16 protein-coding genes are annotated in these 20,425 nt (G+C 71.1%); 1 reads left to right on the top strand and 15 read right to left on the bottom strand.

The window, feature by feature from the left end:
• The 6 genes from yjfF to araB all read right to left on the bottom strand — a co-directional run bounded on the left by yjfF (position 1) and on the right by araB (position 7,227).
• Positions 1–993 carry a galactofuranose ABC transporter, permease protein YjfF gene (gene yjfF / locus GA0070216_RS10580; protein WP_091243163.1) on the bottom strand — a complete coding sequence of 331 codons (993 nt, stop codon included), beginning with the start codon at positions 991–993 and terminating at the stop codon, positions 1–3.
• The gene (locus GA0070216_RS10585) at positions 990–2,060 is read right to left on the bottom strand and encodes an ABC transporter permease (protein WP_091243167.1); all 1,071 of its coding nucleotides are present in this window, start codon (positions 2,058–2,060) and stop codon (positions 990–992) included. Before GA0070216_RS10585 ends, yjfF begins: the two co-directional genes overlap by 4 nt.
• A complete protein-coding gene (locus GA0070216_RS10590) occupies positions 2,057–3,604 on the bottom strand; it encodes a sugar ABC transporter ATP-binding protein (RefSeq protein WP_091243171.1) in 1,548 nt (515 codons plus the stop codon). Before GA0070216_RS10590 ends, GA0070216_RS10585 begins: the two co-directional genes overlap by 4 nt.
• Before the next feature lie 62 nt (positions 3,605–3,666).
• Positions 3,667–4,683 carry an ABC transporter substrate-binding protein gene (locus GA0070216_RS10595; RefSeq protein WP_176738906.1) on the bottom strand — a complete coding sequence of 339 codons (1,017 nt, stop codon included), beginning with the start codon at positions 4,681–4,683 and terminating at the stop codon, positions 3,667–3,669.
• Between the two features lie 172 nt (positions 4,684–4,855).
• Positions 4,856–5,533, bottom strand: a complete 678-nt coding sequence (locus GA0070216_RS10600; RefSeq protein ID WP_091243175.1) for an L-ribulose-5-phosphate 4-epimerase — start codon at positions 5,531–5,533, stop codon at positions 4,856–4,858.
• Positions 5,530–7,227: a ribulokinase gene (gene araB / locus GA0070216_RS10605; RefSeq protein ID WP_091243179.1), complete on the bottom strand. Its 1,698-nt coding sequence runs from the start codon at positions 7,225–7,227 to the stop codon at positions 5,530–5,532. The genes GA0070216_RS10600 and araB overlap by 4 nt, the downstream gene beginning before the upstream one ends.
• A 383-nt stretch (positions 7,228–7,610) precedes the next feature.
• Between araB and manD the strand changes: the two genes are divergently transcribed.
• Entirely contained in the window at positions 7,611–8,819 is a 1,209-nt protein-coding gene (gene manD / locus GA0070216_RS10610; RefSeq protein WP_091243182.1) for a D-mannonate dehydratase ManD, read from the top strand.
• Positions 8,820–8,834: 15 nt separating this feature from the next.
• On the opposite strand, the gene GA0070216_RS10615 is transcribed toward manD, so the two are convergent.
• From GA0070216_RS10615 to GA0070216_RS10655, 9 genes are all read right to left on the bottom strand, one after another.
• Entirely contained in the window at positions 8,835–9,245 is a 411-nt protein-coding gene (locus GA0070216_RS10615) for a VOC family protein (RefSeq protein ID WP_091243917.1), read from the bottom strand.
• A gap of 10 nt (positions 9,246–9,255) precedes the next feature.
• Positions 9,256–9,699, bottom strand: coding sequence for a helix-turn-helix transcriptional regulator (locus GA0070216_RS10620; protein ID WP_091243186.1), 444 nt, complete (start codon positions 9,697–9,699; stop codon positions 9,256–9,258).
• Between the two features lie 156 nt (positions 9,700–9,855).
• Complete coding sequence (locus GA0070216_RS10625; RefSeq protein WP_091243188.1) at positions 9,856–11,991, bottom strand: alpha-glucuronidase; 2,136 nt, start codon at positions 11,989–11,991, stop codon at positions 9,856–9,858.
• Positions 11,988–12,671, bottom strand: a complete 684-nt coding sequence (locus GA0070216_RS10630) for a hypothetical protein (RefSeq protein WP_091243192.1) — start codon at positions 12,669–12,671, stop codon at positions 11,988–11,990. Before GA0070216_RS10630 ends, GA0070216_RS10625 begins: the two co-directional genes overlap by 4 nt.
• On the bottom strand, positions 12,668–14,221 hold the full coding sequence (locus GA0070216_RS10635; protein WP_091243196.1) for a GH39 family glycosyl hydrolase: 1,554 nt from the start codon (positions 14,219–14,221) through the stop codon (positions 12,668–12,670). The genes GA0070216_RS10630 and GA0070216_RS10635 overlap by 4 nt, the downstream gene beginning before the upstream one ends.
• A gap of 84 nt (positions 14,222–14,305) precedes the next feature.
• Complete coding sequence (locus tag GA0070216_RS10640; RefSeq protein ID WP_091243199.1) at positions 14,306–15,943, bottom strand: ABC transporter substrate-binding protein; 1,638 nt, start codon at positions 15,941–15,943, stop codon at positions 14,306–14,308.
• Between the two features lie 58 nt (positions 15,944–16,001).
• The gene (locus tag GA0070216_RS10645; protein ID WP_245722421.1) at positions 16,002–16,943 is read right to left on the bottom strand and encodes a carbohydrate ABC transporter permease; all 942 of its coding nucleotides are present in this window, start codon (positions 16,941–16,943) and stop codon (positions 16,002–16,004) included.
• Positions 16,940–17,926 (bottom strand): ABC transporter permease, encoded by a 987-nt coding sequence (locus GA0070216_RS10650; protein WP_091243203.1) that lies wholly within the window; start codon positions 17,924–17,926, stop codon positions 16,940–16,942. Before GA0070216_RS10650 ends, GA0070216_RS10645 begins: the two co-directional genes overlap by 4 nt.
• Before the next feature lie 10 nt (positions 17,927–17,936).
• The gene (locus tag GA0070216_RS10655) at positions 17,937–20,321 is read right to left on the bottom strand and encodes a beta-xylosidase/alpha-l-arabinosidase (protein ID WP_091243206.1); all 2,385 of its coding nucleotides are present in this window, start codon (positions 20,319–20,321) and stop codon (positions 17,937–17,939) included.
• Between the last annotated feature and the right edge of the window lie 104 nt (positions 20,322–20,425).

Consider the following 20,425-nt stretch of genomic DNA (forward strand, 5'->3'; position numbering starts at 1 on the left):
TCACTTGGTACGGATGCCGACGAGGCGTTGGAGCAGGATGAACACGAACAGCAGGCCACCAATGACGATCTTGGTCCACCACGAGTTGAGCGTGCCGTCAAAGGTGATCAGCGTCTGGATGATGCTGAGCACCAGCACCCCGAGCAGGGTGCCGAAGACGTAACCGGAGCCGCCGGTGAGCAGGGTGCCGCCGATGACGACCGCCGCGATCACGTCCAGCTCCATGCCCACCGCGATCAGCGGGGCACCGGACAGGGTGTAGAAGGACAGCAGGATGCCGCCGATCGCCGAACAGAGCCCGCTGATCGTGTAGACCGCGATCTTCGTACGGCCCACCGGCAGGCCCATCAGCAGCGCGGACTGCTGGTTGCCGCCGATGGCGTACACGTTGCGACCCAGCCGGGTGTACGCCAGCACGGCCGCCCCGACCGCCAGCACCGCGAGGGCGATCAGCACGCTGATCGAGACGAAGTTCTCACCGAGATGGATCCGGTGCTGGGCGGCGGTGGTCCAGAAGCCGTCGGTGATCGGGATCGAGGTGGTGCTGATCCAGGTGCACATGCCCCGGGCGAAGAACATCCCGGCCAGGGTGACGATGAACGGTTGGATGTCGAAGAAGTGGATCACGCAGCCCATGGCGAAGCCGAGGGTCGGGCCGAGCAGCAAGGCGATCAGCAACACCAGGGCGGGGTGCAGGCCGTCGCCCAACAGGGAGGCCGACACCATCGCGGTCATCGCCACCACCGACCCGACCGACAGGTCGATGCCGCCGGTGAGGATCACGAAGGTCATCCCGACCGCGACGACCAGCAGGAAGCCGTTGTCGATGAAGACGTTGAAGACGACCTGAATGTTGGAGAACGCCTGGTACTGCGAAACACCGACGGCGTACATCACCAGCAGCAGGGCTGCGGTGGCGAGCACCGGCACGTGCCGGGGTGGCACCCGCCACCAGGCACGGCCCGGACGGGCGGCCAACGGGGTCGTGGTCATGCCGGAACCTGCTCCTTCTCTGTGCCGACCGGCTCCACCGGAGTCACCGGGACGCTGCGCCGACGGCGGAACCGCGCCCGGAAGGCCGGGGCCTGGATGAGACAGACCACGATCACCACGACCGCCTTGAACAGCAGTGACGTCTGCGGGTCGATGTTCATGGCGTACACCGAGGTGGTCAGGGTCTGGATGAGCAACGCGCCGATCACGCTGCCACCGAGGTAGAACCGGCCGCCGGCCAGCGCGGTGCCGCCGATGACCACGGCCAGGATGGCGTCCAGCTCGACCCAGAGCCCGACCGCGTTGCCGTCGGCGCTGGAGACGTTCGCCGTCATCATGAACCCGGCGATCGCCGCGCAGGCGGCGCTCACCACGTACACCAGGAAGGTGATCCGACGGGAGCGGATGCCGGCCAGCCGGCTCGCCTCGGCGTTCCCGCCGACCGACTCGATGATCATCCCGAGCGCGGTACGCCGGGTCAGCACCGCCACCAGCAGGGTCACCGCGAGCGCGATGACGATCGCGAACGGCAGGGTCAGCAGGTGCCCCACCCCGATCACCTTGTAGGGATCGCTGTTGATGGTGATGATCTGCCCCTCGGCGATCAGCTGGGCCAGGCCCCGGCCGGCCACCATGAGGATCAGCGTGGCGATGATCGGCTGGATGCCGATCCCGGCCACCAGGATGCCGTTCCACACGCCGAGCAGCAGGGCCACCCCGAAGCCGAGCGCCACCGCGGTGAGCACCACGGCCAGGCTGTTCTGGTCGGGCTGCTTGCTGATGTAGAGGCAGGCCACTGCGCCGCTGACGGCGGCCACCGCACCCACCGAGAGGTCGATGCCGCCGGTGGCGATCACCAGGGACATCCCCAGGGCGACCAGGATCAGCGGGGCGCTGAGCCGGACGATGTCGACGAGGCTGCCGTAGAGGTGGCCGTTCTTCAACTCGACCGACAGGAAGCTCGGCCGGTAGATGACGTTCGCCACCAGCAGCAGCAGCAGCACGACCAGCGGCCAGAAGAGCCGGTGACCGGTGACGCCCGCGAGGCGGGCCCGTGCGGTGCTCATGCCGGCACCGTCCCTTCCTGCGAACTGCCGCTGGCGATGGCCTGCATGATGCGGGCCGCGTCGAGGGTGTCGTCGTTGGTGAGCTCGCTGACCAGCTGCCGGTCGCGCATCACGGCGACCTTGTGGCTGAGCCGGAGCACCTCCTCCAGCTCGGCGGAGATGAACAGCACCGCCATCCCGCCGTCGGAGAGCTGCGCCACCAGGCGCTGGATCTCGGTCTTGGCACCGATGTCGATGCCCCGGGTCGGTTCGTCCAGGATCAGCAGCCGGGGTTCGGTGATCAGCCACCGGGCCAGCAGCACCTTCTGCTGATTGCCGCCGGAGAGGTTGCGCACCGGCATCTCCGGATCGGCCGGCCGGATGCTCAACGCCTTGATCCAGTGTTGGACCAGCTCGTCCTGCCGGCGGCGGGGCACCGGCCGCAGCCAGCCCCGGGACGCCTGCATGGCCAGGATGATGTTCTCCCGCACCGACAGCTCGCCGACCAGACCCTCGGTGCGGCGGTTCTCGGAGCAGAACGCGATGTCCCGGTCGATGGCGGCCACCGGGTTGCGGATCGTCACGGGGGTGCCGTCCACGGCGAGCCGGCCGGCGTCGGCGCGGTCCGCGCCGAAGAACAACCGGGCCACCTCGGTACGTCCCGACCCGAGCAGCCCGGCCAGGCCCACCACCTCGCCCTGGTGGATGGTGAGGCTGAACGGCGCGACGGAACCGGACCGGCCGAGGCCGTCGGCAGCCACCAGGGGGGTGCCCTGTTCGAGGGCCGCCCGGTCGTCGCCGCTGGTGGCCTCGTCGAGGCGCTCCAGGGCGTCCAGCTCCTTGCCGATCATCTTCTCCACCAGCGCGATCTGCGGCAGTTCGCTGGTCAGGTACTCGCCGACGAGCCGGCCGTTGCGCAGCACGGTGATCCGGTCGGCGATGGCGTACACCTGGTCGAGGAAGTGGGTGACGAAGATGATCGCGATGCCGTCGTCGCGCAGCTGCCGCATGATCCGCATCAGCTGGGCCACCTCGTCGGCGTCCAGGCTGGAGGTGGGCTCGTCGAGGATCAGCACCCGGGCCCGGATGTCGACCGCGCGGGCGATCGCCACCATCTGCTGCACGGCCAGCGAGTAGCTGCCCAGCAGCTCGGTGACATCGATGTTCAGGTCGATGCGGGCCAGCAGCTCCTGCGCCCGGCGGCGCATCTCGCGCCAGTTGACCGCACCGAGCCGGCGCGGCTCCCGGCCGATGTAGATGTTCTCCGCCACCGACAGGTTGGGCAGGAGGTTGACCTCCTGGTAGACGGTGCTCACCCCGGCGGCGGTGGCCTGCATCGGGCCGGAGAAGGAGACCTCTGCGCCGTCGAGGGCGATGGTGCCGGAATCGGTGCCGTAGACGCCGGTCAGCACTTTGATGAGGGTGGACTTCCCGGCGCCGTTCTCGCCCATCAGGGCGTGCACCTCACCGGGAAAGAGCCGGAGGTCGACGCCGTCGAGGGCGCGGACCCCGGGGAAGAGCTTGCTGATCGCGGTCATCGTCAGGACCGGATGCCTATCCGACATCCCACCGAACCTTTCCTCGGAGGCGGAGGCCGCCGCGCCGAACGCGGCGGCCTCCGGTCGGATCAGTACTTCCGGTTGGGCAGAGCAGTCTTGGCCTGCTCCTGGGTGAAGGTGGTCTCCTCGGTCTCGACCCGGGCCGGGACCTCTTCGCCAGCCTTGACCTTCTTGGCCAGGTCCATCAGCTGCGGGCCGAGCAGCGGGCTGCACTCCGCGATGAAGTTGAACTTCCCGTCGGCCAGTGCCTGCATGCCGTCCTTGACCGCGTCGACGGTGATGATGGTGATGTCCTTGCCGGGCGTCTTGCCCGCCGCGGTGATCGCCTCCAGCGCGCCCAGGCCCATGTCGTCGTTGTGCGCGAAGAGCACGTCGATCTTCGGGTTGGCCCTGAGGAACTGCTCCATGACCTGCTTGCCGCCGGCCCGGGTGAAGTCACCGCTCTGCGAGGCGACGACCTTCAGGTTGGGGTTGGCGGCGATCGCCTCGGCGAAGCCCTTCTTGCGGTCGTTGGCCGGCGCCGCGCCGGTGGTGCCCTGCAGCTCGACGATGTTCACCGGGCCGGTCGCGGCCGACTTCTCCTTGACCAGCCACTCGCCGGCGAGCTTGCCCTCCTTGACGAAGTCCGAGCCGATGAAGGTCTTGTAGAGGCTCTTGTCGGCCGAGTCGACGGCCCGGTCGGTCAGGATCACCGGGATCTTGGCGTCCTTGGCCTCCTTGAGCACGGTGTCCCAACCCGACTCCACCACCGGCGAGAAGGCGATCACGTCCACCTTCTGCTGGATGAAGTTGCGGATCGCCTTGATCTGGTTCTCCTGCTTGCCCTGCGCGTCGTCGAACTTCAGCTCGTAGCCGGCCGTAGTGGCGGCTTCCTTGATCGAGTTGGTGTTCGCCGTGCGCCAGCCGCTCTCCGCGCCGACCTGCGAGAAGCCGATGACCAGCTTGCTGTTGCCGCCGCTGCTGCCGCTGTCGCTGTCGCCGCCGGTGTCGCTGTTGCCGCAGCCGGCGAGTCCGCCGGCCAGCAGGCCGACGGCGAGCATCGCGCCGAGGCCGCGTCGGGTGAGGGTAATACCGGTCTTCGCCATGTGAAGACTCCTTGTATGGGGATGAGGTGGGGGATGGTGCTACTGCGGGAAGGACCGGCCGGCACGGCACGCCGGACGAGCCGGACCCTCCAGGGGTGGTGCATCGGGTTGCGGTGGATCGACCGGGCCGCACGGGGCGGGCCGGTGGCGAGGACGGGCGGGGTCGTAGCGGTTACGGCCCCGGTTGCCCGTAGACGTTCTGGTAGCGGTGATAGAGCGAGTCGATGTCCGTCTGGGCCATCGGCACGGGGGTGCCGAGGGTCCGGGTCAGGTGGGCGGTCCGGGCCACGTCCTCGCACATCACGGCGGCCTTCACCGCCGCGCGGGCGTCCCGGCCGATGGTGAAGACGCCGTGGTTGCGCATCAGCACCGCCGGTGAGCGGTGACCGGACAGGGTCGCCACGATGCCCTTGCCGATGTCGTCGCCGCCGATCAGCGCGAACGGACCGACCGGGATCTCACCGCCGAACTCGTCGGCCTGCGCGGTGAGGTGGCACGGGATCGCCTCGCCGCAGGCGGCCCAGGCGGTGGCGTACCCGCTGTGGGTGTGCACCACCCCGCCGACCTCGGGCATCGCCCGGTAGACGTAGGCGTGGGCGGCGGTGTCGCTGGACGGCGAGAGGTCACCGTCGACCACCACCCCCTCCAGGTCGCAGACGATCATGTTGTCGGCCCGCAGGTCGTCGTAGGACACCCCGCTCGGCTTGATCACCATCAGCTCCCGGCCGGGCACCCGGGCCGAGACGTTGCCGGCCGTCCAGGCCACCAGGTTGTAGCGCACCAGCTCGCCGTGCAGGGTGGCCACCTGCGCGCGCAGGCGGGCCACCTCGGCGTCGAGGTCGAGGGTCATGCCGGCACCTCCAGGGGGTCGGTGGTCGCGTCGACCGGCGGCGCGACGGCCGGGCGGCGGGCGGCGTTGCGGATGGCCCGCAGCCGCAGCAGCACGTCGTCGCCGCCCCGGCCGAAGTGGTCGTGCAGCCGGCGGTACTCGGCGTAGAGCGCGTCGTAGGCGTCGGCGCGCTCCGGGTCGGGCCGGTAGACCTCGCGGTCCACCCGGCCCATCGCCGCCGAGGCGGTCGGCACGTCGGGGTACGCGCCGGCCGCGACCGCCGCGTGGATCGCCGAGCCCAGGGCCGGGCCCTGCGCCGAGCCGATGATGCCCAGCGGCCGTCGGGTCACGTCGGCGTAGATCTGCATCAGCAGGCTGTTGTTGGTGAGCCCGCCGGCCACGATCAGCTCGTCGACCGGGACGCCCGCCTCGGCGAACGCCTCGATGATCATGCGGGTGCCGTACGCGGTGGACTCCAGCAGCGCACGGTAGACGTCCGGCGGGCGGGTGGCCAGGGTGAGCCCGACGAGCACCCCGCTGAGGTCGTGGTTGACCAGCAGCGACCGGTTGCCGTTCCACCAGTCCAGCGCCACCAGCCCGTGTGCGCCGACGGGCTGCGCGGCGGCCGCGGCGGTCAACTCCTCGTGGGAGGCGAACCCGGCCGGGGCGGCGTGCTTGACGTACCAGCCGAAGATGTCGCCGACGCCGCTCTGGCCGGCCTCGTAGCCCCAGGAGCCCGCGCTGATCCCGCCCTCGACCACCCCGCACATGCCGGCCACCTCGGCCCGCTCGGCACCGTTGACCACGTGGCAGGTGGAGGTGCCCATGATGGCGACCAGCCGGCCGGGGGTCAGGGCCTGCGCGGCGGCGGCGGTGACGTGGGCGTCGACGTTGCCGACGGCCACCGCGATCCCCTCCGGCAGCCCGGTCCAGCCGGCGGCCTGCGCGGTCAGCCCGCCGGCCCGGGTGCCGAGCTGCGCCAACGGCCCGTCGATCTTGGCGACGAAGTCGGCGAAGCCGGGGTTCAACGCGGACAGGTAGGCCGGGGACGGGTAGTGGCCGTCCTGGAGCAGCCCCTTGTAGCCGGCGGTGCAGACGTTGCGGGTCTCGACGCCGCAGAGCTGCCAGACGATCCAGTCGGCGGCCTCGATCCAGCGCTCCGCACGGGCGTAGACCTCCGGGTCCTCCTCCAGCAGTTGCAGCCCCTTGGCGTACTGCCACTCGGCGGAGATCTTGCCGCCGTACCGGCCGATCCAGGACTCGCCCCGGGCATGGGCCAGCGCGTTGATCCGGTCGGCCTGCGGCTGGGCGGCGTGGTGCTTCCACAGCTTCACCCAGGCGTGCGGGCGGGTACGCAGGTCGGGCAGCTCGCACAGCGGGGTGCCGTCGGCCAGGGTGGGCAGCACGGTGCAGGCGGTGAAGTCGATGCCGACGGCGACCACCTGGGCCGGGTCGACGCCGCTCGCGGCCAACGCCGCGGGCACCGCCTCGCGCAGCACGTCGCGGTAGTCGTCCGGGTCCTGCAACGCCCAGTCGGCCGGCAGGGGCTGGCCGTCGGCGGCGAGCGTCGTGTCCATCACCGCGTGGCGGTACTCGTGCACCGCCGTGCCCAGCTCGGCGCCGTCGCCGACCCGCACCACCAGCGCCCGACCCGACAGCGTGCCGTAGTCGACGCCGACGACGTACCGGTCCTGCGGCTTTGCGCCTGCATCCATGCCGTTCTCCGTTCAATCGTTGGGGGCAAGTGTTAGCGCTCACATGGAATCCGTCAAGGCGCATCCATGTAACACTGCCGTAACCATCCTGAGCGGCCCCGGCACGGCATCCATCAACACCGCTCCGACCAGCCATCGAGTAGGCCGCATACGACGAACAGGTGAGCGGTCACATCCGTTCGGCCGGGCGGGCCCTTGACACGCCTGGACGGGCGGTTCCAGACTTCGGGGCGACCGCGCCGCGGGCCGGAAGCCGGGCCGGACGGGCGACGACGGGTCCACCGACGTCACCCCCTGCCCACCGGCCGCACGCGCGGGACGGACCACGGCCTTCGTCCGCGCGGCGGACCACACGGCCTTCGTCGCCACCCGAAGGAGGCCGTGTGCGGATCGTCGACGCCCGGGTCATCGTGACCTGTCCGGGCCGCAACTTCGTCACCCTGAAGATCGTCACGGACGAAGGGGTCACCGGCGTCGGAGACGCCACCCTCAACGGCCGCGAGCTGGCCGTCGCGTCATACCTGCGCGACCACGTGGTGCCGCTGCTGATCGGGCGGGACCCGGCCCGGATCGAGGACACCTGGCAGTACCTCTACCAGGGGGCCTACTGGCGGCGCGGGCCGGTCACGATGAGCGCGATCGCCGCCGTGGACACCGCGCTGTGGGACATCAAGGGCAAGGTCGCCAACCTGCCCGTCTACCAACTGCTCGGCGGTCGGTCCCGCGACGGGGTCACCGTCTACGGGCACGCCAACGGCGAGACGGTCGAGGACGTGCTGGTCGAGGTCGCCCGCTACGTCGACCTCGGCTACCGGGCGATCCGGGTGCAGTGCGGTGTGCCGGGGTTGCCGAGGACCTACGGGGTCAGCGCGGACAAGCTGTTCTACGAACCGGCCGACGCGGCCCTGCCCAGCGAGGCGACCTGGTCCACCGCACGGTACCTGGCGCACGTCCCGACGGTCTTCGCCCGGGTACGCGACGAGTTCGGCCCGACCCTGCGGCTGCTGCACGACGTGCACCACCGGCTCAGCCCGATCGAGGCGGCCCGGCTCGGCAAGAGCCTGGAACCGCACGCGCTGACCTGGATGGAGGACCCGGTCCCCGCCGAACTGCCGGAGGGCTTCCGGCTGATCCGCCAGCACACCACCACCCCGGTCGCCGTCGGCGAGGTGTTCAACACCATCTGGGACGCCGCCCAGCTCATCCGGGAACAGCTCATCGACTACATCCGTACCACGGTGGTGCACGCCGGCGGGATCACCCACCTGCGGCGCATCTTCGACCTGGCGGCGCTGCACCACGTGCGCAGCGGCTCACACGGGGCCACCGACCTCTCCCCCGTCTGCATGGCCGCCGCCCTCCACCTCGACCTGGCCATCCCCAACTTCGGCCTGCAGGAGTACATGCGGCACACCGACGCCACCGACGAGGTCTTCCCGCACGGCTACCGCTACGCCGACGGCTACCTGCACCCGGCGGAGACCCCCGGCCTCGGGGTGGACATCGACGAGGAGGCGGCGGCCCGCTACCCGTACGCCCCGGCGTACCTGCCGGTCAACCGGCTGGAGGACGGCACCGTCCACCCCTGGTGAGCCGGGCCGCCAAGGTCAGCGCAGCTCCTTGACGCGGATCAGGTTGCCCGCCGGGTCCCGGAAGGCGCAGTCGCGCACCCCGTACGGCTGGTCGATCGGCTCCTGGACCACCTCGGCGGTGCTGGCCTGCACCCTCTCGAAGGTGCCGTCGAGGTCCGGGGTGGCCAGCATGAGCCAGCCGTAGGTGCCCTTGGCCATCATCTCGGCGATGGTCCGGCGCTCCTCGTCGGTGACGCCCGGGTCGACGGCCGGCGGCGCCAGCAGGATCGACGTGCCGGGCTGACCGACCGGGCCGACGGTGATCCAGCGCATCCTGCCCGACCCGACGTCGTTGCGGACCTCGAAACCGAGGATGTCGCGGTAGAAGGCCAGCGAGGCGTCCGGGTCGTCGTGCGGCAGGAAACAGGTGTCGATGGTGAGATCCATGCCGCTCACGCTAGGTGAGGATCGGGGCGGGTGCTTCTCGATTCCTGACCGGCCGGGTCAGCTGTTTGGTCAGGCACGGCGGCGGCTCCGCCGACCCGGGCGTCGACGACGCCCGGTAGCTGCTCGGCGGGACGCCGACCAGTTCGGTGAAGCGGGTGCTGAAGGTGCCCAGCGACGCGCAGCCCACCGCGAAGCAGACCGCGGTGACGCTGAGGTCGCCCCGGCGCAGCAGCGCCATCGCCCGCTCGATCCGCCGGGTCATCAGATAGGCGTACGGTGACTCGCCGTAGGCGCGGCGGAACTGTCGGCTGAGGTGCCCGGCCGACATGTGCACGCCCCGGGCCAACGCCTCGACGTCCAGCGGCCGGGCGTACTCCCGGTCGATGCGGTCCCGCACCCGGCGCAGCCGGGCCAGGTCGCGCAACTGCTGCTCCGGGGCGGATCTGCTGGTCATCCCGTGATCGTGCCACGTCCCGCCGGGTCGCCCCACCCCGACGCGGCCCGTCCCCACGCGGCCCGTCCCGGTCGGCGGGCGGCGGCCTCAGCCCGGCCGGCCGGGCACCGGCGTGCGGCGGCACCGGCCGTCGTCCGGCGGTGCCGCCGAGCGCGGTCAGTAGATGTGGCGGCCCTTCGCGTCGGGCACCCCGGACTTGCGGAAGAAGTACGTGTTGACCTGGTCCCGCCACTCGGTGGCGCAGCGCAGTTGCTCGTCGAGGCGCTCGACGACCCGGTCGTACACGGCCCGGTCGATCACCCCGGCGAGCCGGGTCCACCGGTCCCGCATCGCCACCACCTCTTCCACCCCGGCGAAGTGGGTGTCGTAGATGTGCTGGATGACCGGGACGCCGCTGTGCAGGACGTGGGAGTAGGGCACGTGGTGGAAGAAGAGCAGCAGTTCGTCCGGGCACCGCTCGAGCGACTCGTACACCTGGGACCAGGGCTGCGGGTACTGGCCGGCGAAGCCGGTGCCGGTCGCGCAGGTCCGGTCCACGCCGACGCCGTCACGGTCGGCGAAGTGGTAGGTGCCCCACCGGCTGTACTCGTAGCCGTCCACCCCGGGCCCGTAGTGGCCGGCCGGGTTGACCATGAAGCCGACACCCAACGGGGCGGTGTAGCGCTCGTAGGTGCGCCAGGAGTCGTCCAGCACCGCGTGCAGCGTCTCGCGCACCAACGCCGGGTCACCGACCGTCGACGCCGGGAAGGTCAGGTCGATCCACTCGTCGAGGAGCGCGCCCGGGTCCAGGCCCGGGTCCCAGGCCAGCCGCCCGAAGGCGTACAGGTTGGCCTGGGCCAGCGGGTGCCCGCACCAGAACGGATCGTCCCCCACGTTGGCGACGGCGACCAGGTCGCCGCCCCGCCGCGGCCCCGGGCCGGGCACGTCCGCCAGCACGTCGGCGACGCTGCGCTCCGCCGCCCCCCACGGCCGGAAGGCCAGCACCTCACGCCACCAGGGGGCGAGGTAGCAGGCGTGCCACTGCTGGCCGGTGTACTCCTGGGTCACCTGCAACTCCACCGCCAGCCGGGTGGCCGGCATGGCCGCGATCACCGGCGAGACCGGCTCCCGGGGTTGGAAGTCGACCGGGCCGAACTTCACCTGGAGGACGACGTTGTCGGCGAACCGCCCGTCCAACGGGGCGAAGTGGTCGTACGCGGCACGGGCCCGGTCGGTGGTCCGGTCCCGCCAGTCCTGCCGGTGGTCGTAGACGAACGCCCGCCAGTGCACCACTCCCCCGTGCGGGGCGAGCGCGGCGGCCAGCAGGTTCGCCCCGTCGGCGTGGTCGCGACCGTAGCTGAACGGGCCGGGCTGTCCCTCCGAGTCGGCCTTCACCACGTACCCGCCGAAGTCGGGGATGCGCGCGTAGACCCGGCGGGTGGTGCTCTCCCACCAGTCCCGCACCCCGTCGTCGAGGGGGTCGGCGGTGGGCAGGCCACCGAGGACGACGGGGGCGGCGAAGGTCACCGACAGGTGCACCCGGATGCCGTACGGGCGCAGCAGGTCGGCGAGGTCGACCACGTCGTCGAGCCGGTCGGTCAGCAACCGCGCCTCGGTCAGGCCGACGTTGACGTTGTTCACCGAGATCGCGTTGACCCCCATGGAGGCGAGCAGCCGCCCGTACGCCCGCAGCCGGTCCCGGTCACCGTGGGGAGCGCCGTCGCGCCAGAAGATCGAGCCGCCCGCGTAGCCGCGCTCCACCTGACCCATCACCGGGTGCACGGCCACGTTGTCCCAGTGGTCGAGCATCCGGCGGCGCAGCGCGGGTCGGTGCGCCCGCGGCGGATGGTCCCCGACGTACGCGGACTCGCCGAGCCGGACCAGGTGGAACAGGCCGTACAACAGCCCGGCCGGGGCGTCGGCCAGCACCACGGTCACGTCGTCGACCCGGGTCAGCAGGAACCCCTCGTCGCCGAGCGGCCCGTCGTCGGGGCCCGGGACCGCCGACGCGCCGGCCGGCACCGCCGACGGCAGCCCGCCCGTGGTGCGCAGGGCGAGCGCCACGTCGACGGGGCCGACGGGCGGTGCGTCACCCGAGGTCGCACCCGTGCCGGTCCGGCCGGCCCGTCCGCCGTGTGCGGCGCAGGCCCGCGCCACCTCGGCGAATACCGTGTCGACCAGCGGACCGTCGCCGTGCACCAGCACCCGGCGCGTGCCGAGGGCCCGGAACGCCTCCGCCGGGAGCCAGGCGGGGTGCGGCGGGCTTTCCCCGTCGTCGGTCGCTCCGGCCGGGAGGGTGGCGGGTCTGGTCATCCGGTGAAGTCCTTCCGCACGATATCGGTCATCGGGGTGGCGACCCGCAGGTACGCCAGGACGAACAGCACGGCCAGCAACGCCAGCAGCGCCTCGGAGGAGAGCACGGTGAGCGCGGTGGCAGCGGCCAGCAACAGCAGGTTGCCGACGGTGACGCCGGGGGTGCGGATCAGGAAGTGCACCGCCAGCCGGAGCACGTCGCGGGTGCGGAAGGTGAACAGCGAGGCGATCACCAGGGCGTTGCCGCCGACCAGCACGAGCACCACGCCGAGTCCGACCAGCGGCACCGCCCAGCCGGTCGGGACGCCCGCAGTGGCCAGGTGGGTGAGGTTGACCCCGATGACGGTCAGCCACAGCAGCAGCGGCACCCAGATCCGCAGCACCTGCGGCAGGTTGGCCCGGTAGCCCTGCCGGAACCGGGCGGCGGGTCGCAGGTCGGTCAGGTCGGGGCGTTGGTGGTGCAGGGCGTACAGGGCGGCGGAGACCCCCGGGCCGACCGGGAGCAGGCAGACCGCGACCAGCGGCAGGTTGCTGGCGTCCCGGCCGAGCAGGAGCAGCGGGACCAGTCCGGGCAGGGTGACCAGGGCCAGCAGCAGCCCGACGACGAGCACCGTGTACACCGATGCGGCGGCCCGCGACAGTGGACCGTCGCCGAACTCCCGCCAGGGCTGCGCGCTCACGACCGCTCGTCCCGGTCGGGCGGCGGGGTGCGCTCGGTGGGGCCGCCGAGCAGCCGGGCCTCGTCCCACCACGGCGGGGTCTCGTCCCGTACCGCCGCCAACTCGACCAGGGTGACCTCGTGCCGGGCCAGGGTGAGGTCGAGGTCGACCCGGCCGGCGGTGACCGGCAGGGCGCGGTGGGAGCGGGGCGGTTCGGCGGCCTCCCGCAGGGTGTCGAGCTGGTCGGGTCGGGGGGACCGGGGGCGGCCCATCTCGCTCCAGGCGGCCCAGGCGTTGCCGGCCTCCTCGCTGACCGACGAGCGGAGCAGGAACACCGACGAGGCGCCGGGCGGGCCCACCGGCACCGACAGGGCCACCGGGTGCCGGTCGGGCACCGGCGCATGGCCGGTCACGTCCACCGGCGCCCAGGCCAGCACGGCGACCCGGCCGTCGGGATGCCGGGTGACCAGGTGGTCCGCGCCGCGCGCCAGCACCTCGTCGCCGAGGCGGGCCATGAAGGCGTACAGGTGGTAGGTGGGTTTCTTGATCTGGTGGTGGGTGAGCAGGCCGAACCCGCCGTGGAACAGCGCCGTCGGCACCCCCGTCTCCTCGAACATGTCGCTGAACGTCCAGTACGAGAAGGAGTCGACCAGGTCACCGCCGGCCGCCAGCACCGGGGCGAGGTACGCGGCGTGGAAGGCCGTGTCGTGGATCGGGTTGTCCGGCCGGTAGGAGGAGTTGAACTCGGTGATGTGCACCGGCAACTCCGCCAGGGCGGTGCCGAACAGGTGCCGCCGGGGTGCGGCGAACTGCTCCAGCAGCGACGACGCCGGGGCCAGCGTCTGGTGGGTGCCGAAGGGTACGTGCTGGGCAGGGCCGGAGGTGTAGGCGTGCCGGCTGACGAAGTCGACCGGCACGTCGTGTGCGGTGACGAAGTCGGCGAAGGGTTCCAGCCAGTCGTCCGCGCCGGGCGAGATGGCGGGGCCGCCGACCTGCAACCCGGCGTCGACCTCCTTGACGGCGTGCGCGGTGACCTCGTAGAGCCGGTGGTAGGCGTCCCGGTCCGCGCCCTGCCAGAAGTCGGTCAGGTTGGGTTCGTTCCACACCTCGATCGGCCAGCCCCGCACCTCGTCGAGGCCGTACCGGTCGACCAGGTGGGCCACCGTGGCGCGGACCAGGTCGGCCCACTCCGACCAGCAGCGGGGCGGGGTGACGTTGCCCTGCCACCAGAACACCGTCTGGTCGCCGGAGGCCAGCCCGGAGGGCATGAAGCCCAGTTCCACGAAGGGTCGGACGCCCACCCGGAGGTAGGCGTCGATCACCTGGTCGACGTAGGTGAAGGCGTGGTGCACCCGGCGTTCGCCCTGGTGCTGGTAGGGGCGGTGGACGCCGACGCCGTCGCTGAGCAGGCCGTGCCCGCGGATGTGCCGGAAGCCGATGTCCCGCTGGATCAGGGCCAGCGAGTCCTGGTAGTCGCGGCGCAGGGCCAGTTCGAAGCGCCCGGTGCCGACGCAGTGCCGCCAGGCATCGGTGAGCCGCCCCACAGGCTGGGCGGGAACGGTGATCCGCATCGTCGTCGTCCTCCGGTGGTCGCCGTGCCGGTGCCGGTGACCGGTCCGGCCGGGCCCGTGGCGGGCCCGGCCGGACCGGGTCGGTCAGCCGTTGTCCTTCTGGAACCGCTCGTACGCCTTGTTGACCAGGCCGATGTACTGCTCCGAGTTCTTGGCCTTCAGCTCACCGAGGTAGGCGTCCCACTCGGTGAGGGGCCGCTGGCCGAGGATGAACTTCAGCGTGTTCTGGACGACGTGGTCCTTCAGCGGGGTCTCCCAGAGCGACGCCTGCTCCCGCTCCTCGTCGGTGAGCGGGGCCGGCGGGTCCACCGGCAACGGCGTCCGGGCGTTCATCACCTTCTGGAACTCCATCTCCTCCGGGGAGAAGAAGGACTGCACCAGGTCGAGCTTGCCGCCGTAGGAGAACACCCCGTTGCCGAAGCCGAAGTCCTTCTGCAGGTGCTTGCTGCCCTTGGGGTTGAGCCCGATCATGTCGACGTCGGGATTCAGGGTGTACTTGCCGGCGGCATCCTTGGTGAAGGTGGTGCCCTCGACGCCCCACTTGGCGAACTCCTGGCCGGCGTCGGAGTAGTACACCCAGTCGATGAACTGCATCAGCGCCACGAAGTTCTTGCTGTCCCGGGCCTTCTTGGAGATCATGATGCCGTTCTCCAGCCGGCTGGCCGGGTTGATCTCGCCGGCCGGGCCGACCAGCAGCGGGATCTTCGTCAGCTTGGCGTTCGGCTGGGTCTTGGCCAGGTCGGGGCGGTAGTCGTTGATGAGGGTCTGGGCGTTGCTGCCGATGACGAAGGACTTGCCGTTGGCGAGCTTCTGCCGGGCCTGGTCATCGGTCTGGGTGAAGCTCTCCGGGTCGAGCAACTTCTCGGCCACCAGCTTGTTGAGGTAAACGATCACCTGCTTGTACTGCTCGGTGGCACCGGTGTAGACGAACTTCTTCGCCGCCGGGTCCCAGGTGGCGGGGTTCCAGCTCCAACCGGTCCGCAGCCCGTGCGCGGCGCCGACGATGCTCAGCAGTTCCCCGCCCGGGTTCGGCTTGCTCCACCGGTCCGAGTACGGGTACGTGTCGGGGTAGCGCGCCTTCATCGCCTTGAGCACGGTGTACAGCTCGTCCCAGGTCTTGGGGATCTGGAGGTTGAGCTGCTGGAGGATGTCGGTGCGCATCGCGATCGAGTACTCCGCCCACGGCTTCTCGTGCAGGCCGGGGAGCAGGTAGAACTTGCCGTCGGACTGTCGCAGCGTGTCGAACTCCGGTTGGAGGTTCCACTTGGCGATCTTGTCCTTGAGGTGGGGCATCAGGTCCAGGTAGTCGCTCACCGGGAGGATCGCGCCGGAGGAGACGAAGGCGTTCTCCTGCGGGTGGTAGGTCTTCGGGATGATCAGCGGGGCATCGCCGGCACCGATCAGCAGGCTGCGCTTCTGCTCGTAGTCGCTCAGCGGCACGGCCACCGGTGCGAGCTTGACGTTGGTCCGCTTGGTCAGCTCCGACCAGAACAGCCAGTCGTCCTTGAGCGGATAGTTCGGGTGGTTGTTGTAGAGGATGGGGAAGGAGAGCGGCTCGGTGGCCTTGAACTGCGTGTCGATCCCGTAGTCGGCCATCGCGCCGGCCCGGTTGCCGTCGAGGTTCTTGGCCTCCGGGGCCTCCTCGGAGCAGGCCCCGACGAGGGTGAGGGTGAGCAGCCCGGCAGCGGCTATCGCCACGCGGCGCCACGTCCTGTGCAACATGGCTCGTCCTTTCGATCAGGTGGTGTGGGGGTGCAGTGGGGTGGAGCGGTCGGCCGGGCTACCCCTTGACCGCGCCGAGCATCACGCCGGACACGAAGAACCGCTGGACGAAGGGGTAGACCGCGAGAATCGGCAGCGTGGTGAGCACGATGGTCACGGCCTGGATGGTGGCCGCCGCCTGCACCGCGTCGGACTCGGCGACGCCACCGGCCGACTGCGCCCCGGTCGCCCCGGCGATGAGGTTGCGCAGGTAGACCGTGACCGGGAGCAGGTCCTGCTGGTCGAGGTAGAGGAACGCGGTGAACCAGGAGTTCCAGAAGGACACCGCGTAGAACAGCAGCATCGTGGCGATGATCGCCTTGGACAGCGGCAGCACGATCCGCAGCAGGGTGCCGTAGGTGCTCAGCCCGTCGACGGCGGCGGCCTCCTCCAACTCGACCGGCAGGCTCTCGAAGAACGCCTTCATCACCAGCAGGTTGAACACGTTGATCGCGTTGGGCAGGACCACCGCCCAGATGCTGTTCTTCATCCCCAGGCTGGTGATCAGCACGTAGTTGGGGATCAGCCCGCCGGAGAAGAACATGGTGAACACGGCGATCCCGACGAGCACCCCGCGGCCCTTGAGCTGGTGCTTCGACAACACGTACGCGTAGCAGGTGGTCAACACGATCGAGATGGCGGTGGCCACGACGGTGTAGACCACGGTGTTGCGGTAGTTCGTCCAGAACATCGGGTCGGACATCACCAACCGGTAGGCGGTGAGGTTGAAGCCCTGCGGGACGAGGTTGACCTTGCCCGCGATGATCGGTGCCTCGTCGCTGAGCGACCGGGCCACGATGTTGACGAACGGGTAGAGCGTCACGATCACCACGAGGGTCAGCACGACCCCGTTGACCGCCTGGAACACCCGGTAACCCCGGGTGGGTCGGATGCCCCGCGGCCGGCGGACCCGCCGGGGCTGCGTCGTCTTCGGGCCGGCCGTGCCCGGTGCCACGGTCACCACAGGCTCGTCCCGACCGTGCGCCGGGAGATGGTGTTCGCCCCGAGGACCAGGATCAGCCCGATCACCGCCTCGAACAGGCCGATGGCGGCGGCGTAGCTGAAGTTGCTGGACTCGAAGCCCAGCCGGAACAGGTACGTGGAGATCACGTCGGCGGTCGGGTACGTCAACGGGTTGTACAGCAGCAGGATCTTCTCGAACCCGACGGCCATGAAGGTGCCGATGTTGAGGATCAGCAGGGTCACCATCGTCGGCCGGATGCCCGGCAGCGTGACGTGCCAGGTCTGCCGCCAGCGGTTGGCACCGTCGATCCGGGCCGCCTCGTAGAGGTTCTCGTCGATGGTGGTGAGCGCCGCCAGATAGAGGATCGTCCCCCAGCCGACGGTCTGCCAGACCTCCGAGGAGACGTAGATGGCGCGGAACCAGCCCGGCTGTTGCAGGAACGGCACGCCGTCCCCGCCGAGCCCCCGGACCAGCTGGTTGACCGAGCCGTCCATCGACAGCAACTGCATCACCATCGCCGCCACGATCACGATGGACAGGAAGTGCGGCAGGTAGGACACCGACTGGACGAACCGCTTGAGCCGGCGGGTCCGGACCTCGTTGAGCAGCAGCGCCAGCACGATCGGCAGCGGGAAGCAGAACAGCAGGGTCAGCGTGCCCAGCACCAGGGTGTTGGTGAACACCTGCCAGAAGGTCGGGTCGGCGAGGAACAGCCGGAAGTACCGCAGGCCCACCCAGTACTCGCCGAAGACGCTCCCGCCGGGGCTGAACCGGCGGAACGCGATCACGTTGCCGATCATCGGCAGATACCGGAAGACCAGGAAGAACAGCAGCGGCAGGACGGCCAGCGAATAGAGCTGCCAGTCCCGGCTCAGGGCCCGCCGCCAGGGATGCCGGCGACGTCGGCGCGGTGACGGGGCGGGGGCCGCCGCAGCCCGCCCCGGCGCCGGTGGGGGCGGCCGTAGCGTCTCGGATGTCATTCTCGGCCTCCTATCCGGCGTGCGGGCCGGTCGCGGCGGGCTCGACCCGTACCGACGTGAGCAGGTGCCGGCGGACGCCGACCTGGCGTTCCACGCCGGTCAGTCGCAGCGGCAGGGTGGCCGCCGGTTCGCCGCTGGACCGGCCGAACCGCAGTTCGACCTCGCCGGGTTCGACGATGCGCCGGCCGTCGCGCCCGGTGAACGAGGTGAGGTCGGCCGGCACGGTGAAGCTGACGTGCGCCGCCGCACCGGGGTCCAGCGGCACCCGGGCGAAGCCGACCAGCCGGACCACGGGTCGGGTGGTCTGCGCGACCGGATCGTGCAGATAGAGCTGGACCACCTCGGTGCCGGCCCGCTGCCCGGTGTTGCGCACGGTGATCCGGACCGTCGTCTCACCGTCGACCGGCCAGGCCGGCGGCCCGTCGGGCTCCCCGGTGCCCGACGCCACCGGGTCGGTCCAGGCGAAGGTGGTGTAGCTCAACCCGTGGCCGAACGGGTACGCCGCGGTGGGGTCGATCGAGGAGACCTCGGAGCGTCGACCCAGCGGCGGCGTCAGGTAGGTGCCCGGCAGGCCGCCCGCGTCGCGGGGGACGCTGACCGGCAGCCGCCCGGACGGGTTCACCGCGCCCGTGAGCACCTCGGCGAGCGCCTGCCCGCCCCGCTGGCCGAGGAAGAACGCCTGGACGACGGCGGCGGCGCCGTCGTACTCGGGGCCGAGCGCGTAGGGCCGGCCGGTCATCAGCACCAGGACCACCGGCGTGCCGGTGTCGAGCACGGCCCGGACCAGTTCGGCCTGGGCGCCGGGCAGCCGCAGGTCGTCGGCGTCGCAGCCCTCGCCGGAGGTGCCCCGGCCGAACATGCCGGCGCGGTCACCGACGGCGAGCACGCACACGTCGGCCCCCGCCGCCGCGGCGACCGCCGCCGGGATGCCCGAGGTGTCCCCGTCGGTGATGGCGCAGCCCGGCTCGTGCACGAGTCCCGGGACCCGTCGGGCGAGTTCGTCGCGCAGCGTGGGTAGCTCCAGGCCCAGCCCGTGCTCGGGATGGCGGACGCCGACGTGGTTGGGGAAGGAGTAGCAGCCGAGCAGGGCCATCGGGTCGTCGGCGACCGGACCGACCAGCGCGACCCGCAGGTCGGTGGCGAGCGGCAGCACGCCGTCGTTGCGCAGCAGCACCACCGACTCGCGGGCCAGCCGCACGGCGACGTCCCGGTTGGTCTCGTCGTCGAGCCGCAGGTTCGCCACGTCCTCGGGCAGCTCCTGCCAGCCCTCGTCGAGCAGCCCCAGTTCGATCTTCTGGATCAGCACCCGGCGCAGCGCGCGGTCGATCAGCGCCTCGTCGACCTCGCCGGCCCGGACCGCCGCCACCAGCGGCGCGCCGAAGGCGTCCACGGTGGGCAGCTCCACGTCGATGCCGGCGCGCAGGGCGAGCCGGGCGGCGTCGGCGGCGTCGGCGGCCACCCCGTGCAGGGTCTCCAGGAACCGCACCGCGAAGTAGTCGGCGACGAGCGTGCCGGTGAAGCCCCACTCGTCGCGCAGCAGGCCGGTCAGCAGTTCCTCGTCGGCGGCGACGGGCAGGCCGTCGATCTCGGCGTACGAGTGCATCACCGAGCGGGCCCCGCCGAGGCGCAGCGCCATCTCGAACGGCGGCAGGATGACGTCGGCCAGCTCCCGGCGGCCCATCGACACCGGGGCGAGGTTCCGGCCGCCCCGGGAGGCGGAGTAGCCCGCGAAGTGCTTGAGGGTGGCGACGATGCCGGCCCGTTCCAGGCCCCGCACGTACGCCGCACCGGTCGTCCCGACCAGGTAGGGGTCCTCGCCGATGGTCTCCTCGGTGCGCCCCCACCGGTAGTCCCGGGTGACGTCGAGCACCGGGGCCAGTCCCTGGTGGACGCCGGCGGCCCGCATCGACCGGCCGATCCGACCGGCCATCTCCTCGACCAGCGGGGGGTCGAAGGACGCGCCCCAGCCCAACGGGGTCGGATAGACCGTGGCCCGCCAGGCGGCGAAGCCGGTGAGGCACTCCTCGTGCACCTGGGCGGGGATGCCGAACCGGCTCGCCGCGGCGATCTGCGCCTGGGAGGCGGCCAGCGAGCGGGCGCCGACGACCGGGTCGACCGGCGCGGTGCCGAACGGTCGGGTCAGTTGGCCGAGCCCGTGCCGGATGATGGTGCTCCACGGCGGGGCACCGTCGATCATGTCGGACTGGTGCGGGGCGACCCCTTCGCCGGAGGCTTCCGCGCCGACCCAGACCCCGACGAGCTGGGCGATCTTCTCCTCCAGCGACATGACCGGGACCAGCGCGTCGGCCCGTTGCGCGGGTGAGCGTCGAGGGTCCCGCCACGGCTGGGTGTCCTGGGGCGCCGGGCCGTCGTCGACGGGCACCTGACTTCTCATGCCACACCTCTCACCTCGACCGCTCCCCCACCCGCGCCGCACGGATCGACGCGGTGTATCGGCGGAGGGTTCGAAAATTTCGTAAACAGCGGGTTACCTTTTTC

It is taken from the genome of Micromonospora matsumotoense, from assembly GCF_900091525.1.
GTDB classification, from domain to species: domain Bacteria; phylum Actinomycetota; class Actinomycetes; order Mycobacteriales; family Micromonosporaceae; genus Micromonospora; species Micromonospora matsumotoensis.